An 18,579-nucleotide genomic window follows, 5' to 3' on the forward strand; every position below is an offset into this window, starting at 1 on the left:
CATGCGCAGGGGGCGCCGCACCGGCGACGGGCAGGGGCAGGCCTGACGGTCCGCGGCGAAATGCGGGCTTCGGTGCCCGGGCGGTAAGAATAGTTCCATGGCACCTTTCCAGCGAACCCGCCCCGCCCCCGTTCATGGCCCCGAAACCGGTGGAATGTCGTTGCGGGCAAAATGGGCAATCGGGGGAGCGATCGGCGGGGGCGGCCTGGCCGGACTCCTGGGCGCCGGTTCGTCGGCGCTGGCGGTGTACTTCGCACGCCGGGTCATTACTCCCGCCCGGCAGCGGACGTCGGACCAGGAGATGCTTGCCGTCATCAGGGACGGCCAGGGGCAGCGGGCCATCTTTGCCGCGACTGACGACACCACGGTTGACGGCGTCTACGGATTCTTCTTCGACGGCGGCAAGGGGCACGCACGGATCGGCCGCATCGTCTCCTACTCGCCCGCCGACAGGACCGTGCTGCGCGAGGTTGAGGCGGTATACGCCGGCGATCTTTCCGCGGCGCGCCGCGGCTGGTGGAGCGGGGCCGTCTATCCGGACCCTGCCGCCGCCGGAATTCCCTATGAGGATGTCAGCATCGACGTAGAGCGCGGGCAGGCTCCCGCCTGGCTGGTCCGCGCCGGCGGCACGGCCCGAACCTGGGCGGTGATGGTGCATGGACGCGGCGCCACCCGGCAGGAGGCGCTGCGCGCGGTCGGTCCCGCGCTGGAGCTGGGGCTCACCAGCCTCCTGGTTTCCTACCGGAATGACGGCCTGGCGCCATCCGCCGACGACGGCCGCTACGGCCTGGGCTCCACGGAATGGCGTGACATTGAAGCTGCCATCGAGTACGCGCTGGCCAACGGGGCGGAAGAAATCGTGCTGTTCGGCTGGTCGATGGGAGGCGCCATCTGCCTGCAGACCGCCGACCTGTCCCGCTACCGGCACCTGATCCGGGCCATGGTGCTCGATGCGCCCGTCACCGACTGGGTCAATGTGCTGGCCCACCACGCACAGCTGAACAGGATCCCCTCCCTGGTGGGGCGGTATGGCCAGCTTATGCTGGGGCACCCCCTGGGCAGGCGGCTCACCGGACTGTCCGCGCCCGTGGACCTGAAGGTGATGGACTGGGTGTCCCGCGCAGTTGAGCTGCGGACGCCCACCCTGATCCTCCACAGCGTGGACGACGAATATGTGCCCTACGAGCCTTCGGCCCTGCTTGCGGAGCGAAACCCGGAGATGGTGACCTTCGAGCCCTTCCACCAGGCCCGGCACACCAAGGAATGGAATGTCGACCCCGACCGCTGGGAAGGCCAGGTCAAGGCCTGGCTGCGGCAGCAGCTGGCTCCCAGGCTCAACCCGGGCGCCTTGAGCTCAATGGCTTCCGGGGGCGAGTGAGCTGATGGAGGCCGTGACGGCGTCCGTGAGGCGGACCAGGTCCGCCGGTGCCAGCTCGATGTCCAGCCCGCGCCTGCCACCGGAGACCAGCAGGGTGTCCAGCGCCAGGGCGCTGGCGTCCAGCACAGTGGGGGACGGCAGCCGCTGGCCCAGCGGTGAAATGCCGCCGAGCACGTAGCCGGTGCGCCGTTGGGCCGCCGCGGGATCTGCCATTGCCGCCTTCTTGGCTCCCAGTGCTGCGGCGAACGCCTTCAGGTCAAGGGTTCCGCTGACCGGTACGATTCCCACGGCCAGCCGCCCCTCCACTTCCACCATGAGGGTCTTGAAGACCCTCGATGGATCGACGCCCAGGACCTCGGCCGCTTCCGCACCGTAGCTAGCGGCTGCGGGATCGTGGGTATACGGGTGGAGCACAAAGGGAACCCCGGCCGCGGCCAGAGCCGCTGTTGCCGGGGTTCCCTGTGCTGCGCTCTTGCGTGCCATGGGTGCTTTCCGCCGCGGGTGCTAGGAACGTCCGGCAGTAGCCGCAGCGACCCTGCGCTTGATCCTCCCCAGCATCGCGGTCATGCCCCGCATGCGCAGGGGCGTGATGGCCCTGGTGAGCCCCAGGAGCTCGGGCATGTCGTCCGGAACCGAGAGGATCTCCTCGGCGGACAGCCCGTCCAGGCCCTCATGGAGCACGCCGGCGAAGCCGCGTGTTGTGGGCGCCTCCGCAGGGGCCTTGAAGAACAGCCGCACGGCGGCGCCGGGGCCGCCCTCATTCTCCGTCTCGATGGTCAGGAAGAGCGGCGACTGGCACTCCACGACCTGTTCCAGCAGTTCGGGGTGGTCCTTGAGCCGGTCCGGCAGTTCCGGGAGGCCCTGGGAGAATTCCAGCAGCAACTGGAGCCGCTCGGGTTCAGTGAGGGCCTGGAAGTCATCCACGATTGCCGCCAGGGCGGAAGGCAAGGCTTGAGTAGTCATCAGTCCAAGTCTACGCAATTACGCCGCCGCGGGCCGCGTCAGGCGCCGACGGCGGCAGGGACGGAACCGCGTTCCGCACCCTTGGCGATCGGTACGCGCACGGCGTTGCCCCATTCGGTCCAGGAGCCGTCGTAGTTACGGACGGTGTCGAAGCCGAGGAGGTATTTGAGGGCGAACCAGGTGTGGCTGGAACGTTCGCCGATACGGCAGTAGGCCACGACGTCGTCGCCTGCCTTCAGGCCTGCTTCGCCAAGATAGAGGGCTTCAAGTTCCTCCCGGCTGCGGTAGGTGCCGTCCGCGGCGGCAGCGCGTGCCCACGGGATCGACGCAGCAGTGGGAATGTGGCCGCCGCGCAGGGCGCCTTCTTCCGGGTACGCCGGCATGTGGGTGCGCTGGCCGGTGTATTCCTCGGGGGAGCGGACATCGATGAGCGGCTTGCCGAAGTGCGCAAGGACGTCTTCCTTGAAGGCGCGGATGGGAGCGTCGTTGCGCTCAACAACCGGGTAGTCGGCCCTGGCAGGTGCCGGCTTCTCCGTGGTGAGTTCGCGTCCTTCGGCAATCCACTTGTCCCGGCCGCCGTCGAGGAGCCGCACATCCTCGTGGCCGAAAAGGGTGAAGACCCACAGGGCGTAGGCGGCCCACCAGTTGGACTTGTCTCCGTAGATGACCACGGTGCTGTCACGGGAAATCCCCTTCGACGCCGCCAGTTCCGCGAACGCGGCCCCGTCCACGTAGTCGCGGGTCACTTCGTCATTGAGGTCCGTGTGCCAGTCGATCTTTACGGCGCCGGGGATGTGGCCGGTTTCGTACAGGAGCACGTCCTCGTCGGATTCCACTACCACCAGCTCTCCGTTGGCGGCAGCGCCACTTTCCAGGGCGGCAGCAAGCCACTCCGTGGAAACCAGCCGCTCCGGGTGGGCGTAGGCGGCGAACTTCTCATTCTGTTCAACGGGATAGGGCATTTTTCCTGGCCTTTCATTGAGGACACGGGCGGCCTGCTGGACCTGAAGGGGACCTGGTTCCACCCTAGCCAGCGCCCCGGGCCATGTCCGCATTCCGTTAACAGGGCGCAATGTTGCCTTCATCACGCCGGCCGCCACGGGGACCTGCGGCATTAAAAGCCCGGGCGCAATGCCGGTATCCTTTCTGGGGACCACCCACCAGCAGAACGGACCACCTTGGTACAGATCGAACAGCTTGCCGCCCGCACTCCGGCAGTTTCGGTGGATGAACTCCTTAAAGGGTTTTACCCGTCACCGCGATTCGGCCAGGTTTCCTTTGCCAGCTACCGCCCCGATCCCAAGCAGCCCAGCCAGTCCGCCGCCGTGCGGGCGTTGGAGGGCTTTGCCGACGGCGTCGGTTCCAACGGCGGTGGGGGGCTGTTCAAGAAACTGTTCGCGAAGAAGGACGGTTCCCGCGCCGGCATCTACCTTGACGGCGGGTTCGGCGTCGGCAAGACCCACCTGCTGGCCTCGTTATGGCACGCGGCGCCCGGCCCGAAGGCCTTCGGCACGTTCGTGGAGTACACCAACCTGGTGGGTGCACTGTCCTTTCGCAAGACCGTTGAGGCGCTCAGCAGCTACAAACTTGTCTGCATCGATGAATTCGAGCTCGACGATCCGGGCGACACTGTCCTGATGTCCCGGCTGATGCGCGAGCTGGCCGACGCCGGGGTGAAACTGGCAGCCACCTCCAACACGCTGCCAGGATCGCTGGGCGACGGCAGGTTCGCGGCGGTGGACTTCCAGCGCGAGATCCAGGTGCTGGCGGACCAGTTCGACGTCATCCGGATTGACGGGGAAGACTTCCGCCACCGGGGCCTGCCCGCGGCGCCGGCCCCGCTGAAGAACAGCGAACTGTCCTCCCACATGAAGGCGGAGTTCGACGGAAAGACGGTTGCGCAGGACGAGTTCAGCACCCTGATTGCGCACCTGGCCGGGGTGCACCCCAGCCGCTACCGCCAGCTGATCGACGGCATTGACGGGGTGGTGTGGCGCAACGTGCACACCATCACGGAGCAGGCTGTGGCGCTCAGGTTCGTGGTGCTTGCCGACAGGCTGTACGACAAGGACGTTCCCATCCTTGCCAGCGGCGTGCCGTTCGACCAGCTCTTCACCGAGGACATGATGACCGGCGGCTACATGAAGAAGTACTTCCGCGCTGTCTCCCGCCTCACCGCGCTGGCCCGCGAGGGCCAGAACCACGAGCCGTCCTAGGCCTCTGGCGGCTGCCGGCCACCCGCCGTCGTCCTTGAATGCCGGCAGTCCTTAAACGCCAAAGGTGCAGGTGCCGCCTCCCGGCGGGACCTGCACCCCCTTGACGTGCTAGGGCAAGACCCTGGCCAAATCCTTGTTACGGAGTCCTGTCAGCCGGCGGAACCGGGTTGACGGGAGTGACCGGCGGAACCTGCTCAGCGGCAGGTGCCTGGCCCGGGGTTCCGTTCTTGTCAATGAGCTTGGAAGCGCCATTCTGGACTTTGTCGACGTGGCCCGAGTACTTGCCTCCGGTCTTGGTGTCGACGAAATCACCGGCCTTGTTGATGCCGTTCTTGATGGCCTGCTCGTTGCCGCGGATGAGACCCTGAGCCTTGCCCTTTAGATCGTCAATCAGTCCCACGAGCACCTCCCTTCAATCGCGGAGCCAGGTCGCTCCTCCGCGTTCGATCCTAGCCCCGCGGGGAACACCCAACAAGGAAACCGGGGGCTTTGGCCGTTCGCCCGTAGCGGATGCCGGCTACCGGGCAAGAAAAAAGCAGCTCCGGGGAGCTGCTGCATGTGGGCGATACTGGGATCGAACCAGTGACCTCTTCCGTGTCAGGGAAGCGCGCTACCGCTGCGCCAATCGCCCGGAACCGGAAGCCCGGTCTTATGGGATTTTAGAGTAAGAGAGCGGACGACGAGATTCGAACTCGCGACATCCACCTTGGCAAGGTGGTGCTCTACCAGCTGAGCTACGTCCGCGTATGAAGTGCGTTCCGGCCGGAGCCGGTGCGTACTGCATGAAGCAAGTTTCCTTGCTTGGTGGGCGATACTGGGATCGAACCAGTGACCTCTTCCGTGTCAGGGAAGCGCGCTACCGCTGCGCCAATCGCCCATTGCATCCGGTTCAATCCGGAAACCATGGTTTTCACCGAGGTGGGTACGGGATTCGAACCCGTGTATACGGCTTTGCAGGCCGCTGCCTCGCCTCTCGGCCAACCCACCGTGTAAGCGTCGGTTCCGGAGAACTTTTGCTGTGACAGTGTCCTGCGAGCGGACGACGAGATTCGAACTCGCGACATCCACCTTGGCAAGGTGGTGCTCTACCAGCTGAGCTACGTCCGCATTTTGGAGGGTTGATTCCTTGCCGTTCCCGGCATTTCCTCGCGTTCCAACGAGTAAAAACAATATAGGAGGTTCAGGGATTCTCCAAATCGCCCCCGCCAGATGCGCGCGGCGTGACCGTGCTTCCCAGTGCTGGCGCGGAAGCAGGTGAGTTACAGGGGTGTAATTCACGACGGCGGACGGGGACCTTTTGGCTCTCCCCTTGCCCTGTTGCGGGGCCGCAGCAGGGCGGCCCGGGCGGGTCGAGGCCGGCGATTTTTGAATTACGTAAACGTCGGCTAGCATTCAAATGCATCAGGGCGATTGGCGCAGTGGTAGCGCGCTTCGTTCACACCGAAGAGGTCACTGGTTCGAACCCAGTATCGCCCACCGCACAGAGGTCCGTTTCCGCTCGTTCGCAGCGGAAACGGGCCTTTTTGTTTGCGGATCCTGCCTGCAGATTTTGTCGGCCCCCTGTGAAAGAGTTTTTCTATGACAGCTCCACTCCTCGCCCATGCCACCGAATACGGCCGGATGTACGCCCGCTCCACGTCGGAGCAGTTCTCGGTTCCCTCCATCACCACGGTCATCAGCCAGCAGCCGCACGGACTGGACGGCTGGTTCGGGTACATGGGAGCGAGCAGCCTGGCCAAGGATCCGCTGCTGGCGGACTGCCTGGGGAGCCCGGCCAAAATTAAGCAGGCCGTCAACCGTGCGGCCAAGGCTGCCGAAAACTACCGCGATGACGCGGCGAAGCGCGGGGACCGGGTACATAACTATTGCGAGCAGGTGGCGCTTCGTGCGTTGGGGCGTCCCCACGCCATGAAGGAGGCCCGCGAGGCCTTGGCCGCCAACGGGGAAGAGGCCTTCGCTGTCCGGTTCGATGAATGGTGGGAGCTGTTCCGGGTGGAACCCATCGCCCCGGAAATCACCGTCTGGAACAACGCCGTGGGGTACGCCGGCACCCTGGACCTGGTGGCCCGCATCAACGGCCGCGTCTGCCTGATCGATTACAAGACCAAGGGCACCACGCGGGACGGCCTGGTCAAGCCGCTCGATGACAAAGTTGTGATGCAGCTGGTGGCCGGCATGAAGGCCGAAGAAAGCCTGGTGGACCCCGAGGCAGGGACGTGGGAGCCCTGGCAGTACGGCGAAAACCCTGTCCTGCTGGCGGTGGCCATCGGTGAGACGGAGGTCCGTCCCGTGCGCGCCAACCCGGAAGTCCTGAAGCATCACTGGTGGAAGTTCTGCGCCCTGCGCCGGGTCTGGGAGCTGTCTGCGGACACCATCAGCGCCGGCGCGGCGCTGCTTCCCATCGCCCCGCCGCCGCTGGCGCAGGTGCAAACGGCCTAGCAGTTTCTCTGCGCCTAAACTGGATTGGTCCCCTTTGCCGTTAATCGTGAGGAACTACAGCGCATGGCTATCCTGAATATCCGCATCATTGGTGACCCTGTGCTGCGCACAGTTGCCGATCCCGTGACGGAATTCGGGCCGGAGCTGGCCAAGCTGGTCGCGGACATGACCGAAACCATGGAGGACGTGGACGGTGCAGGCCTGGCCGCGCCGCAGGTGGGCGTAAGCCAGCGCGTTTTTACCTACCGCATCGACGGCGTCGAGGGCCACATCATCAATCCTGTGCTGGAAAACAGCGAGGACTACCAGCCCGACCATGTGGAAGGCTGCCTGTCCATCCCCGGCCTCAGCTTTCCGGTGCGGCGTTTCCGCGCCACGCGCGTCACCGGCGTCGACATGCACGGCAACCCTGTCACGGTGGAGGGGGAGGGGCTCCTGGCCCGCTGCTTCCAGCACGAGAACGACCATCTGGACGGCATCCTCTACACGGACCGGCTCGAGGGTGAGGACCGGAAAACCGCCCTGCGGTCCATCCGCAACGCCAACTACGACTCCATCGCCGAACGTACGACGACGAAACGCGCCAGGACTGTCGGGTCCAGTTTCGGCGGCCCCGCCCAAGGCTACCCGCGGGGCTCGAGCTTCGGCGCCGGGGCAGCCGGCGGCGCAGGGTGAGGGTCCTGTTTGCGGGAACCCCCGCCGTCGCCGTCCCTTCGCTGGATGCGCTCGTAAAAGCCGGCTTCGAGGTTGCTGCTGTCCTGACGCGCCCGGATGCCCCCGTGGGCCGCAAGCGCGTGCTCACGCCGTCCCCCGTCGCTGCGCGCGCGGCTGACCTGGGAATCGAGGTCATCCACGCCGCCCGCGTGGACGCGGAGGCAACGGCCAGGATTTCCGGGGTAAACCCTGACGTCGCCGCCATCGTGGCCTACGGCGGACTGGTTCCGCCGGCCGCCCTCGCGATCCCGCGGCACGGCTGGATCAACCTGCACTTTTCCCTGCTGCCGGCCTGGCGCGGCGCGGCCCCGGTACAGCGCGCCATCATGGCAGGGGACGATGTCACCGGAGCGGTGACCTTCCAGCTGGAGGAAGGACTGGATACGGGACCCGTGTTCGGCACCCTCACGGAATCAGTGGGGCCGGAGGACACTGCGGGAGAGCTCCTTGAGCGGCTGTCCCACAGCGGCGCCGTGCTCCTGGCCCAGACATTGTCCGCCATCGAGGCAGGGAAGGCCTTCCCGCAACCCCAGGCGGGCGAGGTTTCCCACGCGCCGAAGTTGACCCTTGAAGATGGCCACCTTCAGTGGAACCATCCGGCGCTGGCGATCGGGCGGCAGGCCCGGGGCGTAACCCCCGAACCCGGTGCGTGGACCTTCCTGGACGGACAGCGCGTCAAGCTGGAACCGGTCCGGCTGCGGCCCGATGTCACCGGCCTTGCCCCCGGGACCCTGTTCCTCGAAGGCAAGAGCGTGCTGGTCGGCACGGGATCGCACGCCGTGGAACTGACCCGCATCCAGCCTGCGGGCAAAAAAATGATGGCTGCTGCCGACTGGGCACGCGGCATGGCTTCCCTTGAAAGTGTGGTGTTCGAATGAGCGCGTCCGGCGGCAATCCAGGCGGAGGCGGCAACGCCGGGCGCGGCGCCGCGGGCGGCGGCCGCGGCAAGGGGGGACCCCGGGACAGCAGCCGGCGGAATGCCCAGGGCCGTGAACGCAACCGCGGTCCGCAGCGCAGCTTCACGGAAAACGCGCCCTCCCAACGGACCCGCCGGGCCGATCCCGCGCGGCTGGTGGCCTTCGAAGTCCTGCGCGCCGTCGCTGCCGAGGACGCCTACGCCAACCTCGTGCTGCCGGCACGGATCCGCCACCACGGGCTGGACAAGCGCGACGCCGGCTTCGCCACCGAACTTACGTACGGTGCCCTGCGGGGCCAAGGCACCTACGACGCCATCTTGGCGCGCTGCGTGGACCGCCCGCTTGACCAGCTTGACCCGGCAGTCCTGGACGCGCTGCGAATCGGAACCCACCAGCTGCTGGCCATGCGCGTCCCTGCACACGCCGCCCTCGACCAGACCGTCGGCCTGGCGCGTGCCGTGATCGGAGCAGGGCCCTCAGCGCTCATTAACGCTGTCCTCCGCAAGGTTGCTGCGCGCACCCTTGAGGAGTGGCTGGACGTGCTGGTGGCCGGAGAGACCGACGAAACAAAAATCGCTGCACTCCGCTACGCCCACCCGGAATGGATCGTCCGCGCCATGCGCCAGTCCCTGGTGGCGCATGGCCGGCAGGCCAGCGAAGTGAACGACCTCCTGGAAGCGGACAACGCCGCCCCCGTGGTCAACCTGGTGGCCCTGCCAGGCCTGGGCAACCTGGACGAGGTGCTGGAGAACGGTGCCATTCCGGGCGAGCTCGTCCAGGGTTCTGCCCTTTCCAGCGGCGGTGACCTGGGGCGGTACTCCTCCGTCCGGGAAGGAACCACCCGGGTCCAGGACGTTGGCTCGCAGCTGGTGGCCCGCGCCATGGCCGCCGTTCAACTCGACGTGCCGGCAGGCGGGACAGGCAATTCGAAGGCGGAGGCGTGGCTGGACCTCTGCGCCGGCCCCGGCGGAAAGGCAGCCCTGCTGGGCGCCCTGGCCAGGCAGCGGGGCGCAACGCTGCTGGCCAACGAACCCGCTCTCCACCGCGCCAAGCTCGTCAGCCAGGCGCTCTCGGCCGTGCCGCCGGAAACCTGGCAGGTCCGGACCGGAGACGGCCGCGAGGTCGGATCCGAAGCGCCCGAATCATTCGACCGTGTCCTCGTGGACGTCCCCTGCAGCGGCCTCGGCGCATTGCGGCGCCGGCCGGAATCCAGGTGGCGCCGTTCACCCAAGGACCTCGCGGACCTCGGCCCACTGCAGCGCGAGCTGCTGGCCTCCGCCCTGGCAGCAGTTCGTCCGGGGGGAGTGGTGGCCTATGTGACCTGTTCTCCGCATCCGGCGGAGACGACGGCCGTCGTGGCTGATGCCCTCCGCAAACGCGAAGACCTGGAACTCCTTGACGCCGGAGCGGCGCTGGACGCCGTCAGCCTCCCCGGAAAGCTGGACGCCGGGCATGACTCCACGGCCCAGCTCTGGCCGCATGTCCACGGCACAGACGCCATGTTCCTCGCGCTCATCCATAAGAAGCCCTGACCCGTGAAAGGTTCCCCCGTGACGCAATGCTGCATCAATCCGAGCATCCTCTCCGCCGACTTCGTCAACCTGGAGGCCGAGCTGCAGCGCATCAGCACCGCTGACGCCGTGCACGTGGACGTCATGGACAACCACTTCGTCCCCAACCTGACCATCGGACTTCCTGTGGTGCAGCGCATCCAGGAGGTGAGCCCCATACCCCTGGACGCGCACCTGATGATCGCTGACGCGGACCGTTGGGCGCCGGGCTTCGCCGACGCCGGCCTGGCGTCCGTCACGTTTCACGCGGAGGCGTCGATCGCGCCCGTGAAGCTGGCGCGCGAACTTCGCAGCAGGGGGTCGAAAGCCGGCATGGCAATCCGGCCGGCTACCCCCGTGGAGCCCTACCTGGACATGCTGTCCGAGCTGGATATGCTGCTCATCATGACGGTGGAGCCCGGCTTCGGCGGTCAGGCCTTCCTGGACCTCACCCTGCCCAAGATCCGGCGGGCCAGGGCTGCCATTGACGGCTCCGGGATCGGGGTGGCCATCCAGGTTGACGGCGGCATCACCGAAGAAACAATCGTCCGGGCCGCGGAAGCAGGCGCCAACGTATTCGTTGCCGGCTCCGCTGTCTACGGCGCCGAAGACCCCGCCGCGGCCATCGAGAGGCTGCGCCGGGAGGCAGGCAGGACGTTACACGCGGTGACGGGGGAATAGCCGGGAGCCGGTGCCGGTTATGGCACAATAGCAACACACATACGTGCTCCGGGGTCGGTGTAAGTCCGAACCGGCGGTGACAGTCCGCGACCCGCGAGCCGGTGGTTTCCGCAAGGAAATCCCGGCGGACGGTTGAACCGGTGAAATTCCGGTACCGACAGTTAAAGTCTGGATGAGAGAAGCACGTACAGCTGTATCTGTGGGGCCATTCCGGCGCCGCAGCCTTCTGCTGTCGTAAACCCCCGGAGCCATCGCGGTTCGAGAGGGAAGGAACGACACGGAATGAACCCCAAGCGATGGCTCTTCGATGCCAAACACCCTGCCGCTTCACCGGAGGGCGCAGCCGCCGCGCCGGTCGCCTCATGACGGCGGGCAACCCGGCCACGGCTGACGCAATCAGCACGGAGCCGCATCCGAGCCACCCCCCGGGGCACGCTGACGGGGTGGTTACCGCCTTCAGTGCTGCCGAGTCCGGAGCCATGGGGGCTGCCCTCGAAGCAGCCCTGCGGGGTCCGCGGGGGGCGAACCCGTTGGTGGGCGCCGTCGTCGTGGATCCTGCAGGCCGCCACCTCGTCACCGGTTTCCACCGCGGCGCCGGCACCGCGCATGCAGAGGCGGATGCGATCAGCCAGGCAACAGCCGCGGGCCTGGATCTCTCCGGCTGCACCATGGTGGTTACCCTGGAACCCTGCAACCACGTGGGACGCACAGGCCCTTGCGCCGAGGCCATCATTGCCGCCGGAATAACGGACGTGGTGTACGCGGTGGATGATCCGCATGACCCGGCAGCAGGCGGAGCTGCAACGCTGCGCGCCGCGGGCGTCCGCGTTCGCAGCGGGCTCGGGGCCGCGGAGTCCCTGGACCTGAACCGCCAATGGTTTGAGGCTGTGACGGCGAAACGGCCTTTCGTCACCCTCCACATCGCCCAGACGCTGGACAGCCGCATCGCGGCCGAGGACGGCACCAGCCAGTGGATTTCCAGCCCGGAATCCCTGGCCGACAACCATGCCATCCGCAGCCGGATCGATGCCATCCTGGTGGGCACCCAGACCGTCCTGGTGGACAATCCGCGGCTCACCGCCCGGAACGCATCGGGAGCACTGGCAGCGAGCCAGCCGGTGCGGGCCGTTATGGGGCTGCGGGACGTCCCCGCCGGCGCCGCCGTACGCGGAACAGACGGACTGGTGGCGCATCTCCGCACCCGGGACCCGCGCGAGGCACTGACCATGCTGTACCGATCCGGGACACGCCACGTCATGGTGGAGGGAGGCTCGCGCATCCTGAGCGCGTTCCTCTCTGCCGGGCTGGTCGATGAACTCATCGTGTATTTGGCGCCCACCCTGCTGGGCTCCGGTACGCCGGCCCTCGGGAGCCTGGGGATCACCACCCTCGCCGATGCCCAGCAATGGGACTGGGACGGGTCCGACGGCGGTGCCGTGCGAAAGCTGGGCCGGGACCTGCGACTTCACCTTAGACCGCAACGGACCGTTGCACTGGATCCTCAACCAACCCGCGACAGCGCGGAGCCAGCCCAGGGAGGCTACTGATGTTTACCGGAATTATTGCCGAACAAGGGCACGTCCTGTCCGTGGAGCGGGACGGGAACGCCAGCGCCACCGTACGGCTCCACGCGCCCGGCACCACCGAAGGGCTCGCGCTCGGCGGCTCCATCGCCGTCAACGGGGTGTGCCTCACGGCCACGGAGATCAACGGCAAGGAATTCAGCGTTGACGTGATGGGGGAAACCCTGGTCCGCAGCACCATTGGCGAACTTGCGCCGGGTGATTCGGTCAACCTTGAACGCTGCGTTCCGGCCGGCGGCCGGCTTGACGGGCATGTGGTGCAGGGGCACGTGGACGGCGTCGGGGTGCTGCTGGAACGCGAGGCCCTCGGCAACTGGGAGCGGCTTCGGTTCGGCGTGCCCGCCAACCTGGCGCGCTACATAGCGGAAAAGGGCTCCATCGCCATCGACGGCGTCTCGCTCACGGTGACCGCAGTCAGTGAGGCCAGTGAGCAGGCGCCCTGGTTTGAGGTGGGGCTCATTCCCACAACCCTGGCTGAAACCGGCCTCGGCGCCAAGAGCACCGGCAGCCGGGTGAACCTGGAAGTGGACGTCCTGGCCAAGTACACCGAACGCCTGCTGGCGTTCAATGCCCCGTCGCCCGCCGCCGTTGAGGGAGGGACCCGATGAACGCCGCAGTAAAGCTGGAACAGGCAGGGCCGGCCGGATCCGCCGCCCCTGCTGCCCGAACCGGCGGGCCAGCGGCTGCCCTTGGACTCGACACCATCGAAGAAGCCGTACGGGCCATCGCCGCCGGCAGGCCTGTGCTGGTGGTGGACAACGAGGACCGGGAGAACGAGGGCGACATCATCTTCGCCGCCCAGCATGCCACCCCGGCCCTGATGGGGTGGACCATCCGCTACAGCTCCGGTGTTATCTGTGTTCCGCTGTCCGGGGACCGGGCGGACGCCCTGGCACTGCCGCCGATGGTGGCGGTCAACGAGGACGCCAAAGGTACGGCCTACACGGTGTCCTGTGATGCCGCCGTGGGTGTGAGCACCGGGATCTCCGCAACTGACCGGGCCCTGACGGCCCGCGTCCTCGCGGATCCGCAGGCAGGCCCGGAGGCCGTGACCCGTCCGGGGCATATTTTCCCGCTGCGGGCCGTTAAAGGGGGAGTGCGGGAACGCCCCGGCCACACCGAAGCGGCCGTGGACCTGTGCCGGCTCGCCGGACTGGAAGCTGTGGGCGTAATCGCCGAAGTTGTCTACGACGACGGTGAGATGATGCGGCTGGACGGGCTTCGCGCCTTCGCTGCCGAACACGGGTGCCCACTGATCTCGATTGAAGACCTGGTGGCCTACCTCGAGGCAGCGGGCACATCGGTTGGCAGCAATACCCGGGCAGGACGCGCGGGCGGAGAAGAGGAGATACGATGACGGCTTCCGGAGCTTCGGGCAACGGCCACCACCTGTCAGGGTCGGGCAACGGCCACCACCTGGAGGCGGGCAACGGCCAGATGCCCCATCCCGTCAGCGGCGGACCCATCGTGCAGCTGCCGACGGCTTTCGGCGACTTCATTGCCCAGGCGTGGACGGACCTGGTCACCGGCCACGAGCACCTTGCCGTCAGCTCCCCCAACCCGCCCAAGGACGGGAAAGCACCCCTGGTCCGGCTGCACTCCGAGTGCCTGACCGGGGATGTCTTCGGCTCCTACCGCTGCGACTGCGGGGAACAGCTTGCCTACGCCCTGGAGATGATCGGCGAGCAGGGCGGCACCCTGCTGTACCTGCGCGGCCAGGAGGGCCGCGGCATCGGCCTCGCCAACAAGATCAAGGCCTACGCGCTGCAGGAGGCCGGCTTCGACACCGTCGAGGCCAACGAGCAGCTGGGCCTGCCGGTGGATGCCCGCTGCTACAAGGCTGCCGCCCAGGTGCTCGCGGAAATGGGGCTGCACGAGGTGCGGCTCCTGAGCAACAATCCGGACAAGCAGAACAGGCTGGCGAAGGCCGGTGTCAGGGTGGTGGAGATGGTCCCCACGGAGGTGCCCTCCCGCGACCAGAACATCCGGTACCTGCAGACCAAGAAGGACCGCATGGAGCACCGGCTGACGCTCGATACCCACGTGGCCGCCGTCCCCGCCGCCGCTGATTCCTTTGACCACGAACAAGACTGACCGCAACACAAGACTGACCACACCACAAGACTGAACGGAACAGAACTGACTTATGAGCGGACACGGCGCCCCCGACATCGACCTCACCACCCTCAACCCCGCGGAAACCTCGCAGCTGCGGCTGGCCATCGTGGCAGCAAGCTGGCACACGCAGATCATGGATGGCCTCCTGGACGGCGCCCTGCGGGCCGCCAAGGACGCCGGGATTGCCGAGCCCACTGTCCTGCGCGTCCCCGGCAGCTTTGAGCTTCCCGTGGCTGCCGCGCGGCTGGCGCCGCACTTTGACGCCGTGGTTGCCCTCGGCGTCGTCATCCGTGGCGGAACCCCGCACTTTGACTATGTGTGCCAGGCCGCGACGTCGGGCCTCACCGATGTCAGCGTGCGCACCGGAGTCCCGGTGGGCTTCGGCGTCCTGACGTGCGATACGGAACAGCAGGGCCTGGACCGTGCGGGCCTGCCGGGCTCCAAGGAAGACAAAGGCCACGAGGCCGTCACCGCGGCCCTCGCCACTGCCGTTGTGCTCAAGCAGTACGGCAAGTAGCACGCCCCGCATGGCGGGCGCGTGTGTATTCGCTCACATCGCGCCCGTCATGCAACGGCCCGGGAAGCGCCCTTTGCGCCGCAGCAAGTAGGCTGTAGGGCGTGAAGAATTTCGAGACGCTGTTCGCTGAGCTCAGCGAGAAGGCAGCCACCCGCCCGGAAGGCTCCCGCACCGTCGCTGAATTGGAGTCCGGTGTTCACGGCATCGGCAAGAAAGTCGTTGAGGAAGCAGCCGAAGTGTGGATGGCTGCCGAATATGAATCCGATGAAGCCGCGGCCGAGGAAATCTCCCAGCTGCTGTACCACCTGCAGGTCCTGATGCTCGCCAAAGGCCTCACCCTGGAAGACGTCTACAAGCATCTGTAGCCACCGGCCCGGCGCGCCCCACGCCGCCGGTGCCCGCCGTGGCCTGCATTGCCTGCACACCTAGACCTCCCTCCACCCAGAAAGACCTTCCATGCTGCGAGTAGCCGTCCCCAACAAGGGCTCCCTGTCCGAAGCCGCATCCGCCATGCTGTCCGAAGCGGGGTACCGCCAGCGCCGTGATTCCCGCGAGCTGGTGATGGTGGACCCGGACAACGAGATTGAGTTCTTCTTCCTCCGTCCCCGCGACATCGCCGTGTACGTCGGCCAGGGAACGCTCGACGTCGGCATCACCGGCCGCGACCTGCTCCTGGACGCCGAGGTGGAGGCTGAAGAGCTCCTTCCGCTTGGTTTTGCTGCCTCCACGTTCCGTTTTGCGGGTCCCGTGGGAGACTTCGCCAAGGTTGAGGAACTGGAAGGGAAGCGGCTTGCCACGAGCTACGACGGCCTCCTCCGCGGCTACCTTGCCGGGCGCGGCATCAAGGCCAAGGTGGTCCGCCTGGACGGCGCCGTGGAGTCCTCGGTCCGGCTGGGCGTCGCGGACGCCATCGCGGATGTCGTCGAAACCGGCAACACCCTCAAGGCCGCCGGGATGGAGATCTTCGGCGAACCCATCCTGAAGTCCGAAGCCGTCCTGATCCGCCGGACCGGCGAAGGCGGTGCCGCGAACGGCACGGCCAAGGAGATCGAGGTCCTGATCCGCCGGCTCCAGGGCGTGCTGGTGGCACGCCAGTACGTGCTGATGGACTACGACATCCGCAAGGAGCTCGTGGAACAGGCCGCTGCCCTCACGCCCGGCCTGGAATCGCCCACGGTCTCGCCGCTGCGCGACTCGGACTGGGTTGCCGTCCGGTCCATGGTGCCCAAGAAGGAAACCAACCGGATCATGGACGAGCTGTACGATCTCGGCGCCCGCGCCATCCTGGTCAGCAGCATCCACGCCTGCCGCATCTGATTTCCAGGAGAATCCCATGGCTGTAGCTGTACGAGTCATTCCCTGCCTCGACGTGGACGCCGGGCGCGTCGTCAAAGGCGTCAACTTCGAGGGCCTGCGCGACGCCGGCGACCCCGTGGAGCTCGCCCACCGCTACGACAACGCCGGGGCGGATGAACTGACCTTCCTGGACGTGACGGCGTCCTCCGGCAACCGCGAAACCACGTTCGATGTAGTCCGCAGGACGGCCGAAGAGGTCTTCATCCCGCTGTGCGTTGGGGGCGGCGTGCGGGGAGTCGCGGAGGTGGACAAGCTGCTGCGCTACGGCGCGGACAAGGCGTCCATCAACACAGCGGCGGTGGCGCGGCCGGATGTCATCAACGAGATTACCCGGCACTTCGGTTCCCAGGTCCTCGTCCTGTCCGTGGACGCCCGCCGCACCCGCCCGGGATCCCGGCCAACGCCGTCGGGATTTGAAGTGACTACCCACGGCGGACGCACAGGCACCGGGATCGACGCCATTGAATGGGCCAGGGAAGCCGCGGACCGCGGCGTGGGGGAGATCCTGCTGAACTCCATTGATGCCGACGGCACCAAGGACGGGTTCGACCTCGAACTGATCAAGCTGGTCCGGGCCGCCGTCAAGGTGCCCATCATCGCTTCCGGCGGCGCGGGCGAGCCTGCGCACTTTCCGCCCGCCGTCGCGGCCGGAGCTGACGCCGTCCTGGCAGCATCCATCTTCCACTGGGGCCCGGACAACATGATGTCGCAGGTCAAGGACGCCATCCGGGACGCGGGTTTCGAAGTCCGCTGACCAATAGCAACGCGGGGTCACTTCCAGCCCAAAAACCTTGGTTTATTGAGCCGGAAGTGACCCCGCGTTGCTTTTAGAGCCCGACTTCCGCTGACTGGAGAAGCGCGACGGCGTCCGGCTGGCCTTCGAAGGTCACCAGCGCATGGCGGGTCCGGCCGTGGGCATGCATCAGCAGTTCGCCCGGCTCGCCCACGATGGCCACCGAAACAGGGGCCCGCTTGGCCACATGGCGCGGCCCGGACGGGCGCACCAGGACGATGCCCAGGTCCACACCGCGGTACAGGATCGCGGCGCGTTTGACGAGTTCGTCCCACAGGGCTTCCGAGTAGGCCTCGTCCAGTGCCCGGGGCGCCCAGCGGTCAACCGCCCGGCGGATATCCTCCGTGTGGACGAAGTACTCGATGAGGTTGGAGCTTTCGTCCAGCGCCTTGATGTTCATCGGCGACAGTGCCGGGGGCCCCGCGCGGAACGTGTTGACGAGTTTCGCGTACTCCTCGGGCGTGGTGAGCTTCGCGGCGAGTTTGGCAGTCGCCTGGTCCGAGGCCTTGGCGAGGCGCTTGATGATCAGGCCCAGCCCCACGGCCGCCTTGCGTTCGCGCAGGTAAAGGTGGGCGGCAAGGTCTCTGGTACGCCAGCCCTTGCAGAGCGTGGGCGCGTCAGGTCCCGCCGCAAGCAGGGTCTCGGCAAGGACTTCTCGGGACGGTTCGACGAAATGCATCACTTGTGAAACTAGCACGACACGCGCAGGGTTGGGCAGCACGTCCGCCCCTGCTGGCGTGCCGTCGTTCACACACAATCGGGGGCCGGGTGGAGGCACTAGACTTGACCTGATGTCTGAGCAGCCCGCCCCCGTCCTGAACCCCGGTATTGCCGCGCCCGCAGCCACTTCGCCCGGCCAGTCCCCGGCTCCGCTGGCGAGCCCGCTTCCCGCGGAGCTGGCAGCCGCGCTGAAGCGTGACAGCGCCGGCCTGGTGGCCGCCGTCGTCCAGCAGTACGACACCAACGAGGTCCTGATGCTGGGCTGGATGGATGACGAAGCCCTGCACCGGACCATGACCACCGGCCGCGTTACCTTCTACTCGCGCTCCCGCCAGGAGTACTGGCGCAAGGGGGACACCTCCGGGCATGTGCAGTGGGTCAAATCGGTGGCGATGGACTGCGACGGCGACGCGCTGCTTGTGCGCGTTGACCAGGTGGGGGCCGCGTGCCACACCGGCACACGCACGTGCTTCGACGGCCGGGACCTGGCTGTTGCCACAGGCCAGGCAGGCTGACCCTTTTTCTGACCGCAGCCCGCTGCGGAAGGGGGCCGGGCCACCCCCTCCAAGCACAACCACCGCCGGGATTCCCGGCCCCAGGCACCTGGCCCTTCCAGAACCGGCCCCTACCAGAA

21 protein-coding genes, 6 tRNA genes and 1 riboswitch are annotated in these 18,579 nt (G+C 67.0%); of the genes, 17 read left to right on the forward strand and 10 right to left on the reverse strand.

Features of this window, described 5'->3' with window-relative positions; translation table 11 throughout:
• Nucleotides 1-97: 97 nt before the first annotated feature.
• Complete coding sequence (locus PV768_RS15230) at nucleotides 98-1,378, forward strand: alpha/beta hydrolase family protein (RefSeq protein WP_157238456.1); 1,281 nt, start codon at nucleotides 98-100, stop codon at nucleotides 1,376-1,378.
• On the opposite strand, the gene ybaK is transcribed toward PV768_RS15230, so the two are convergent.
• The 3 genes from ybaK to PV768_RS15245 are packed head-to-tail and all read right to left on the reverse strand — an operon-like array spanning nucleotide 1,355 to nucleotide 3,303.
• Nucleotides 1,355-1,861, reverse strand: a complete 507-nt coding sequence (gene ybaK, locus PV768_RS15235) for a Cys-tRNA(Pro) deacylase (protein WP_157238455.1) — start codon at nucleotides 1,859-1,861, stop codon at nucleotides 1,355-1,357. The two genes, PV768_RS15230 and ybaK, sit on opposite strands and share 24 nt — an antisense overlap.
• 21 nt (nucleotides 1,862-1,882) lie before the next feature.
• Nucleotides 1,883-2,341 carry a SufE family protein gene (locus PV768_RS15240; protein ID WP_421093445.1) on the reverse strand — a complete coding sequence of 153 codons (459 nt, stop codon included), beginning with the start codon at nucleotides 2,339-2,341 and terminating at the stop codon, nucleotides 1,883-1,885.
• A gap of 38 nt (nucleotides 2,342-2,379) precedes the next feature.
• Complete coding sequence (locus PV768_RS15245) at nucleotides 2,380-3,303, reverse strand: sulfurtransferase (protein ID WP_157238453.1); 924 nt, start codon at nucleotides 3,301-3,303, stop codon at nucleotides 2,380-2,382.
• 216 nt (nucleotides 3,304-3,519) lie between these two features.
• On the opposite strand from PV768_RS15245, the gene zapE reads away from it, so the two are divergent.
• The gene (gene zapE, locus PV768_RS15250) at nucleotides 3,520-4,557 is read left to right on the forward strand and encodes a cell division protein ZapE (RefSeq protein WP_157238452.1); all 1,038 of its coding nucleotides are present in this window, start codon (nucleotides 3,520-3,522) and stop codon (nucleotides 4,555-4,557) included.
• 136 nt (nucleotides 4,558-4,693) lie between these two features.
• Here the strand turns inward: zapE and PV768_RS15255 are convergent, their stop codons facing one another.
• From PV768_RS15255 to PV768_RS15280, 6 genes are all read right to left on the reverse strand, one after another.
• A complete protein-coding gene (locus PV768_RS15255) occupies nucleotides 4,694-4,957 on the reverse strand; it encodes an antitoxin (RefSeq protein WP_321215975.1) in 264 nt (87 codons plus the stop codon).
• Nucleotides 4,958-5,116: 159 nt separating this feature from the next.
• Nucleotides 5,117-5,188 (reverse strand) — tRNA-Val (locus tag PV768_RS15260).
• Nucleotides 5,189-5,228: 40 nt separating this feature from the next.
• Nucleotides 5,229-5,301 (reverse strand) — tRNA-Gly (locus PV768_RS15265).
• 58 nt (nucleotides 5,302-5,359) lie between these two features.
• Nucleotides 5,360-5,434: transfer RNA gene (locus PV768_RS15270), tRNA-Val, on the reverse strand.
• A gap of 39 nt (nucleotides 5,435-5,473) precedes the next feature.
• Nucleotides 5,474-5,544 (reverse strand) — tRNA-Cys (locus tag PV768_RS15275).
• Between the two features lie 47 nt (nucleotides 5,545-5,591).
• Nucleotides 5,592-5,664 (reverse strand) — tRNA-Gly (locus PV768_RS15280).
• Nucleotides 5,665-5,961: 297 nt separating this feature from the next.
• Between PV768_RS15280 and PV768_RS15285 the strand changes: the two genes are divergently transcribed.
• The 14 genes from PV768_RS15285 (at nucleotide 5,962) to hisF (ending at nucleotide 17,186) form a co-directional block, all read left to right on the forward strand.
• Nucleotides 5,962-6,033: transfer RNA gene (locus PV768_RS15285), tRNA-Val, on the forward strand.
• Between the two features lie 102 nt (nucleotides 6,034-6,135).
• Nucleotides 6,136-6,996 carry a cytochrome gene (locus tag PV768_RS15290; protein WP_321215976.1) on the forward strand — a complete coding sequence of 287 codons (861 nt, stop codon included), beginning with the start codon at nucleotides 6,136-6,138 and terminating at the stop codon, nucleotides 6,994-6,996.
• Nucleotides 6,997-7,059: 63 nt separating this feature from the next.
• Nucleotides 7,060-7,671: a peptide deformylase gene (gene def / locus PV768_RS15295; protein WP_421093446.1), complete on the forward strand. Its 612-nt coding sequence runs from the start codon at nucleotides 7,060-7,062 to the stop codon at nucleotides 7,669-7,671.
• Complete coding sequence (gene fmt / locus PV768_RS15300) at nucleotides 7,668-8,588, forward strand: methionyl-tRNA formyltransferase (RefSeq protein ID WP_421093447.1); 921 nt, start codon at nucleotides 7,668-7,670, stop codon at nucleotides 8,586-8,588. Before def ends, fmt begins: the two co-directional genes overlap by 4 nt.
• Entirely contained in the window at nucleotides 8,585-10,159 is a 1,575-nt protein-coding gene (locus tag PV768_RS15305; protein ID WP_421093448.1) for an RsmB/NOP family class I SAM-dependent RNA methyltransferase, read from the forward strand. The genes fmt and PV768_RS15305 overlap by 4 nt, the downstream gene beginning before the upstream one ends.
• A gap of 18 nt (nucleotides 10,160-10,177) precedes the next feature.
• Nucleotides 10,178-10,858, forward strand: a complete 681-nt coding sequence (gene rpe, locus PV768_RS15310) for a ribulose-phosphate 3-epimerase (protein WP_323057416.1) — start codon at nucleotides 10,178-10,180, stop codon at nucleotides 10,856-10,858.
• A 39-nt stretch (nucleotides 10,859-10,897) separates the two neighbouring features.
• Nucleotides 10,898-11,047: riboswitch (FMN riboswitch) on the forward strand.
• Nucleotides 11,048-11,337: 290 nt separating this feature from the next.
• Complete coding sequence (ribD, locus tag PV768_RS15315; RefSeq protein ID WP_323057415.1) at nucleotides 11,338-12,405, forward strand: bifunctional diaminohydroxyphosphoribosylaminopyrimidine deaminase/5-amino-6-(5-phosphoribosylamino)uracil reductase RibD; 1,068 nt, start codon at nucleotides 11,338-11,340, stop codon at nucleotides 12,403-12,405.
• Nucleotides 12,405-13,049, forward strand: coding sequence for a riboflavin synthase (locus tag PV768_RS15320; RefSeq protein ID WP_157238447.1), 645 nt, complete (start codon nucleotides 12,405-12,407; stop codon nucleotides 13,047-13,049). Before ribD ends, PV768_RS15320 begins: the two co-directional genes overlap by 1 nt.
• Nucleotides 13,046-13,798 (forward strand): 3,4-dihydroxy-2-butanone-4-phosphate synthase, encoded by a 753-nt coding sequence (gene ribB / locus PV768_RS15325; protein WP_421093449.1) that lies wholly within the window; start codon nucleotides 13,046-13,048, stop codon nucleotides 13,796-13,798. Before PV768_RS15320 ends, ribB begins: the two co-directional genes overlap by 4 nt.
• On the forward strand, nucleotides 13,795-14,535 hold the full coding sequence (gene ribA / locus PV768_RS15330; protein WP_321215981.1) for a GTP cyclohydrolase II: 741 nt from the start codon (nucleotides 13,795-13,797) through the stop codon (nucleotides 14,533-14,535). Before ribB ends, ribA begins: the two co-directional genes overlap by 4 nt.
• A gap of 52 nt (nucleotides 14,536-14,587) precedes the next feature.
• The gene (ribH, locus tag PV768_RS15335) at nucleotides 14,588-15,076 is read left to right on the forward strand and encodes a 6,7-dimethyl-8-ribityllumazine synthase (RefSeq protein ID WP_157238444.1); all 489 of its coding nucleotides are present in this window, start codon (nucleotides 14,588-14,590) and stop codon (nucleotides 15,074-15,076) included.
• Nucleotides 15,077-15,177: 101 nt separating this feature from the next.
• Complete coding sequence (locus PV768_RS15340) at nucleotides 15,178-15,441, forward strand: phosphoribosyl-ATP diphosphatase (protein WP_009358176.1); 264 nt, start codon at nucleotides 15,178-15,180, stop codon at nucleotides 15,439-15,441.
• A gap of 91 nt (nucleotides 15,442-15,532) precedes the next feature.
• Entirely contained in the window at nucleotides 15,533-16,393 is an 861-nt protein-coding gene (gene hisG / locus PV768_RS15345; RefSeq protein WP_157238443.1) for an ATP phosphoribosyltransferase, read from the forward strand.
• A gap of 16 nt (nucleotides 16,394-16,409) precedes the next feature.
• Nucleotides 16,410-17,186 carry an imidazole glycerol phosphate synthase subunit HisF gene (hisF, locus tag PV768_RS15350; protein WP_157238442.1) on the forward strand — a complete coding sequence of 259 codons (777 nt, stop codon included), beginning with the start codon at nucleotides 16,410-16,412 and terminating at the stop codon, nucleotides 17,184-17,186.
• Nucleotides 17,187-17,259: 73 nt separating this feature from the next.
• Here hisF and PV768_RS15355 read toward each other — a convergent pair whose 3' ends face one another.
• On the reverse strand, nucleotides 17,260-17,904 hold the full coding sequence (locus PV768_RS15355; protein ID WP_421093450.1) for a TIGR03085 family metal-binding protein: 645 nt from the start codon (nucleotides 17,902-17,904) through the stop codon (nucleotides 17,260-17,262).
• Nucleotides 17,905-18,016: 112 nt separating this feature from the next.
• Here PV768_RS15355 and hisI point away from each other — a divergent pair, with 112 nt between their 5' ends.
• Nucleotides 18,017-18,460: a phosphoribosyl-AMP cyclohydrolase gene (hisI, locus tag PV768_RS15360; RefSeq protein ID WP_157238440.1), complete on the forward strand. Its 444-nt coding sequence runs from the start codon at nucleotides 18,017-18,019 to the stop codon at nucleotides 18,458-18,460.
• The last annotated feature ends 119 nt before the right edge of the window (nucleotides 18,461-18,579 follow it).

Source organism: Pseudarthrobacter sp. CC4, assembly GCF_048957775.1.
In the GTDB taxonomy this organism is placed as follows: Bacteria; Actinomycetota; Actinomycetes; order Actinomycetales; family Micrococcaceae; genus Arthrobacter.

Bases quoted from the DNA above. Each gene is read 5' to 3' on its own strand.
- ribB (WP_421093449.1), top strand. From the start codon at position 13,046: ATGAACGCCGCAGTAAAGCTGGAACAGGCAGGGCCGGCCGGATCCGCC.
- ribH (WP_157238444.1), top strand. From the start codon at position 14,588: ATGAGCGGACACGGCGCCCCCGACATCGACCTCACCACCCTCAACCCC.
- PV768_RS15355 (WP_421093450.1), bottom strand. From the start codon at position 17,904: ATGCATTTCGTCGAACCGTCCCGAGAAGTCCTTGCCGAGACCCTGCTT.
- ribD (WP_323057415.1), top strand. From the start codon at position 11,338: ATGGGGGCTGCCCTCGAAGCAGCCCTGCGGGGTCCGCGGGGGGCGAAC.
- hisI (WP_157238440.1), top strand. From the start codon at position 18,017: ATGTCTGAGCAGCCCGCCCCCGTCCTGAACCCCGGTATTGCCGCGCCC.
- PV768_RS15240 (WP_421093445.1), bottom strand. From the start codon at position 2,341: ATGACTACTCAAGCCTTGCCTTCCGCCCTGGCGGCAATCGTGGATGAC.
- PV768_RS15245 (WP_157238453.1), bottom strand. From the start codon at position 3,303: ATGCCCTATCCCGTTGAACAGAATGAGAAGTTCGCCGCCTACGCCCAC.
- PV768_RS15230 (WP_157238456.1), top strand. From the start codon at position 98: ATGGCACCTTTCCAGCGAACCCGCCCCGCCCCCGTTCATGGCCCCGAA.
- PV768_RS15290 (WP_321215976.1), top strand. From the start codon at position 6,136: ATGACAGCTCCACTCCTCGCCCATGCCACCGAATACGGCCGGATGTAC.
- ribA (WP_321215981.1), top strand. From the start codon at position 13,795: ATGACGGCTTCCGGAGCTTCGGGCAACGGCCACCACCTGTCAGGGTCG.
- ybaK (WP_157238455.1), bottom strand. From the start codon at position 1,861: ATGGCACGCAAGAGCGCAGCACAGGGAACCCCGGCAACAGCGGCTCTG.
- PV768_RS15320 (WP_157238447.1), top strand. From the start codon at position 12,405: ATGTTTACCGGAATTATTGCCGAACAAGGGCACGTCCTGTCCGTGGAG.
- hisF (WP_157238442.1), top strand. From the start codon at position 16,410: ATGGCTGTAGCTGTACGAGTCATTCCCTGCCTCGACGTGGACGCCGGG.
- def (WP_421093446.1), top strand. From the start codon at position 7,060: ATGGCTATCCTGAATATCCGCATCATTGGTGACCCTGTGCTGCGCACA.
- PV768_RS15305 (WP_421093448.1), top strand. From the start codon at position 8,585: ATGAGCGCGTCCGGCGGCAATCCAGGCGGAGGCGGCAACGCCGGGCGC.
- hisG (WP_157238443.1), top strand. From the start codon at position 15,533: ATGCTGCGAGTAGCCGTCCCCAACAAGGGCTCCCTGTCCGAAGCCGCA.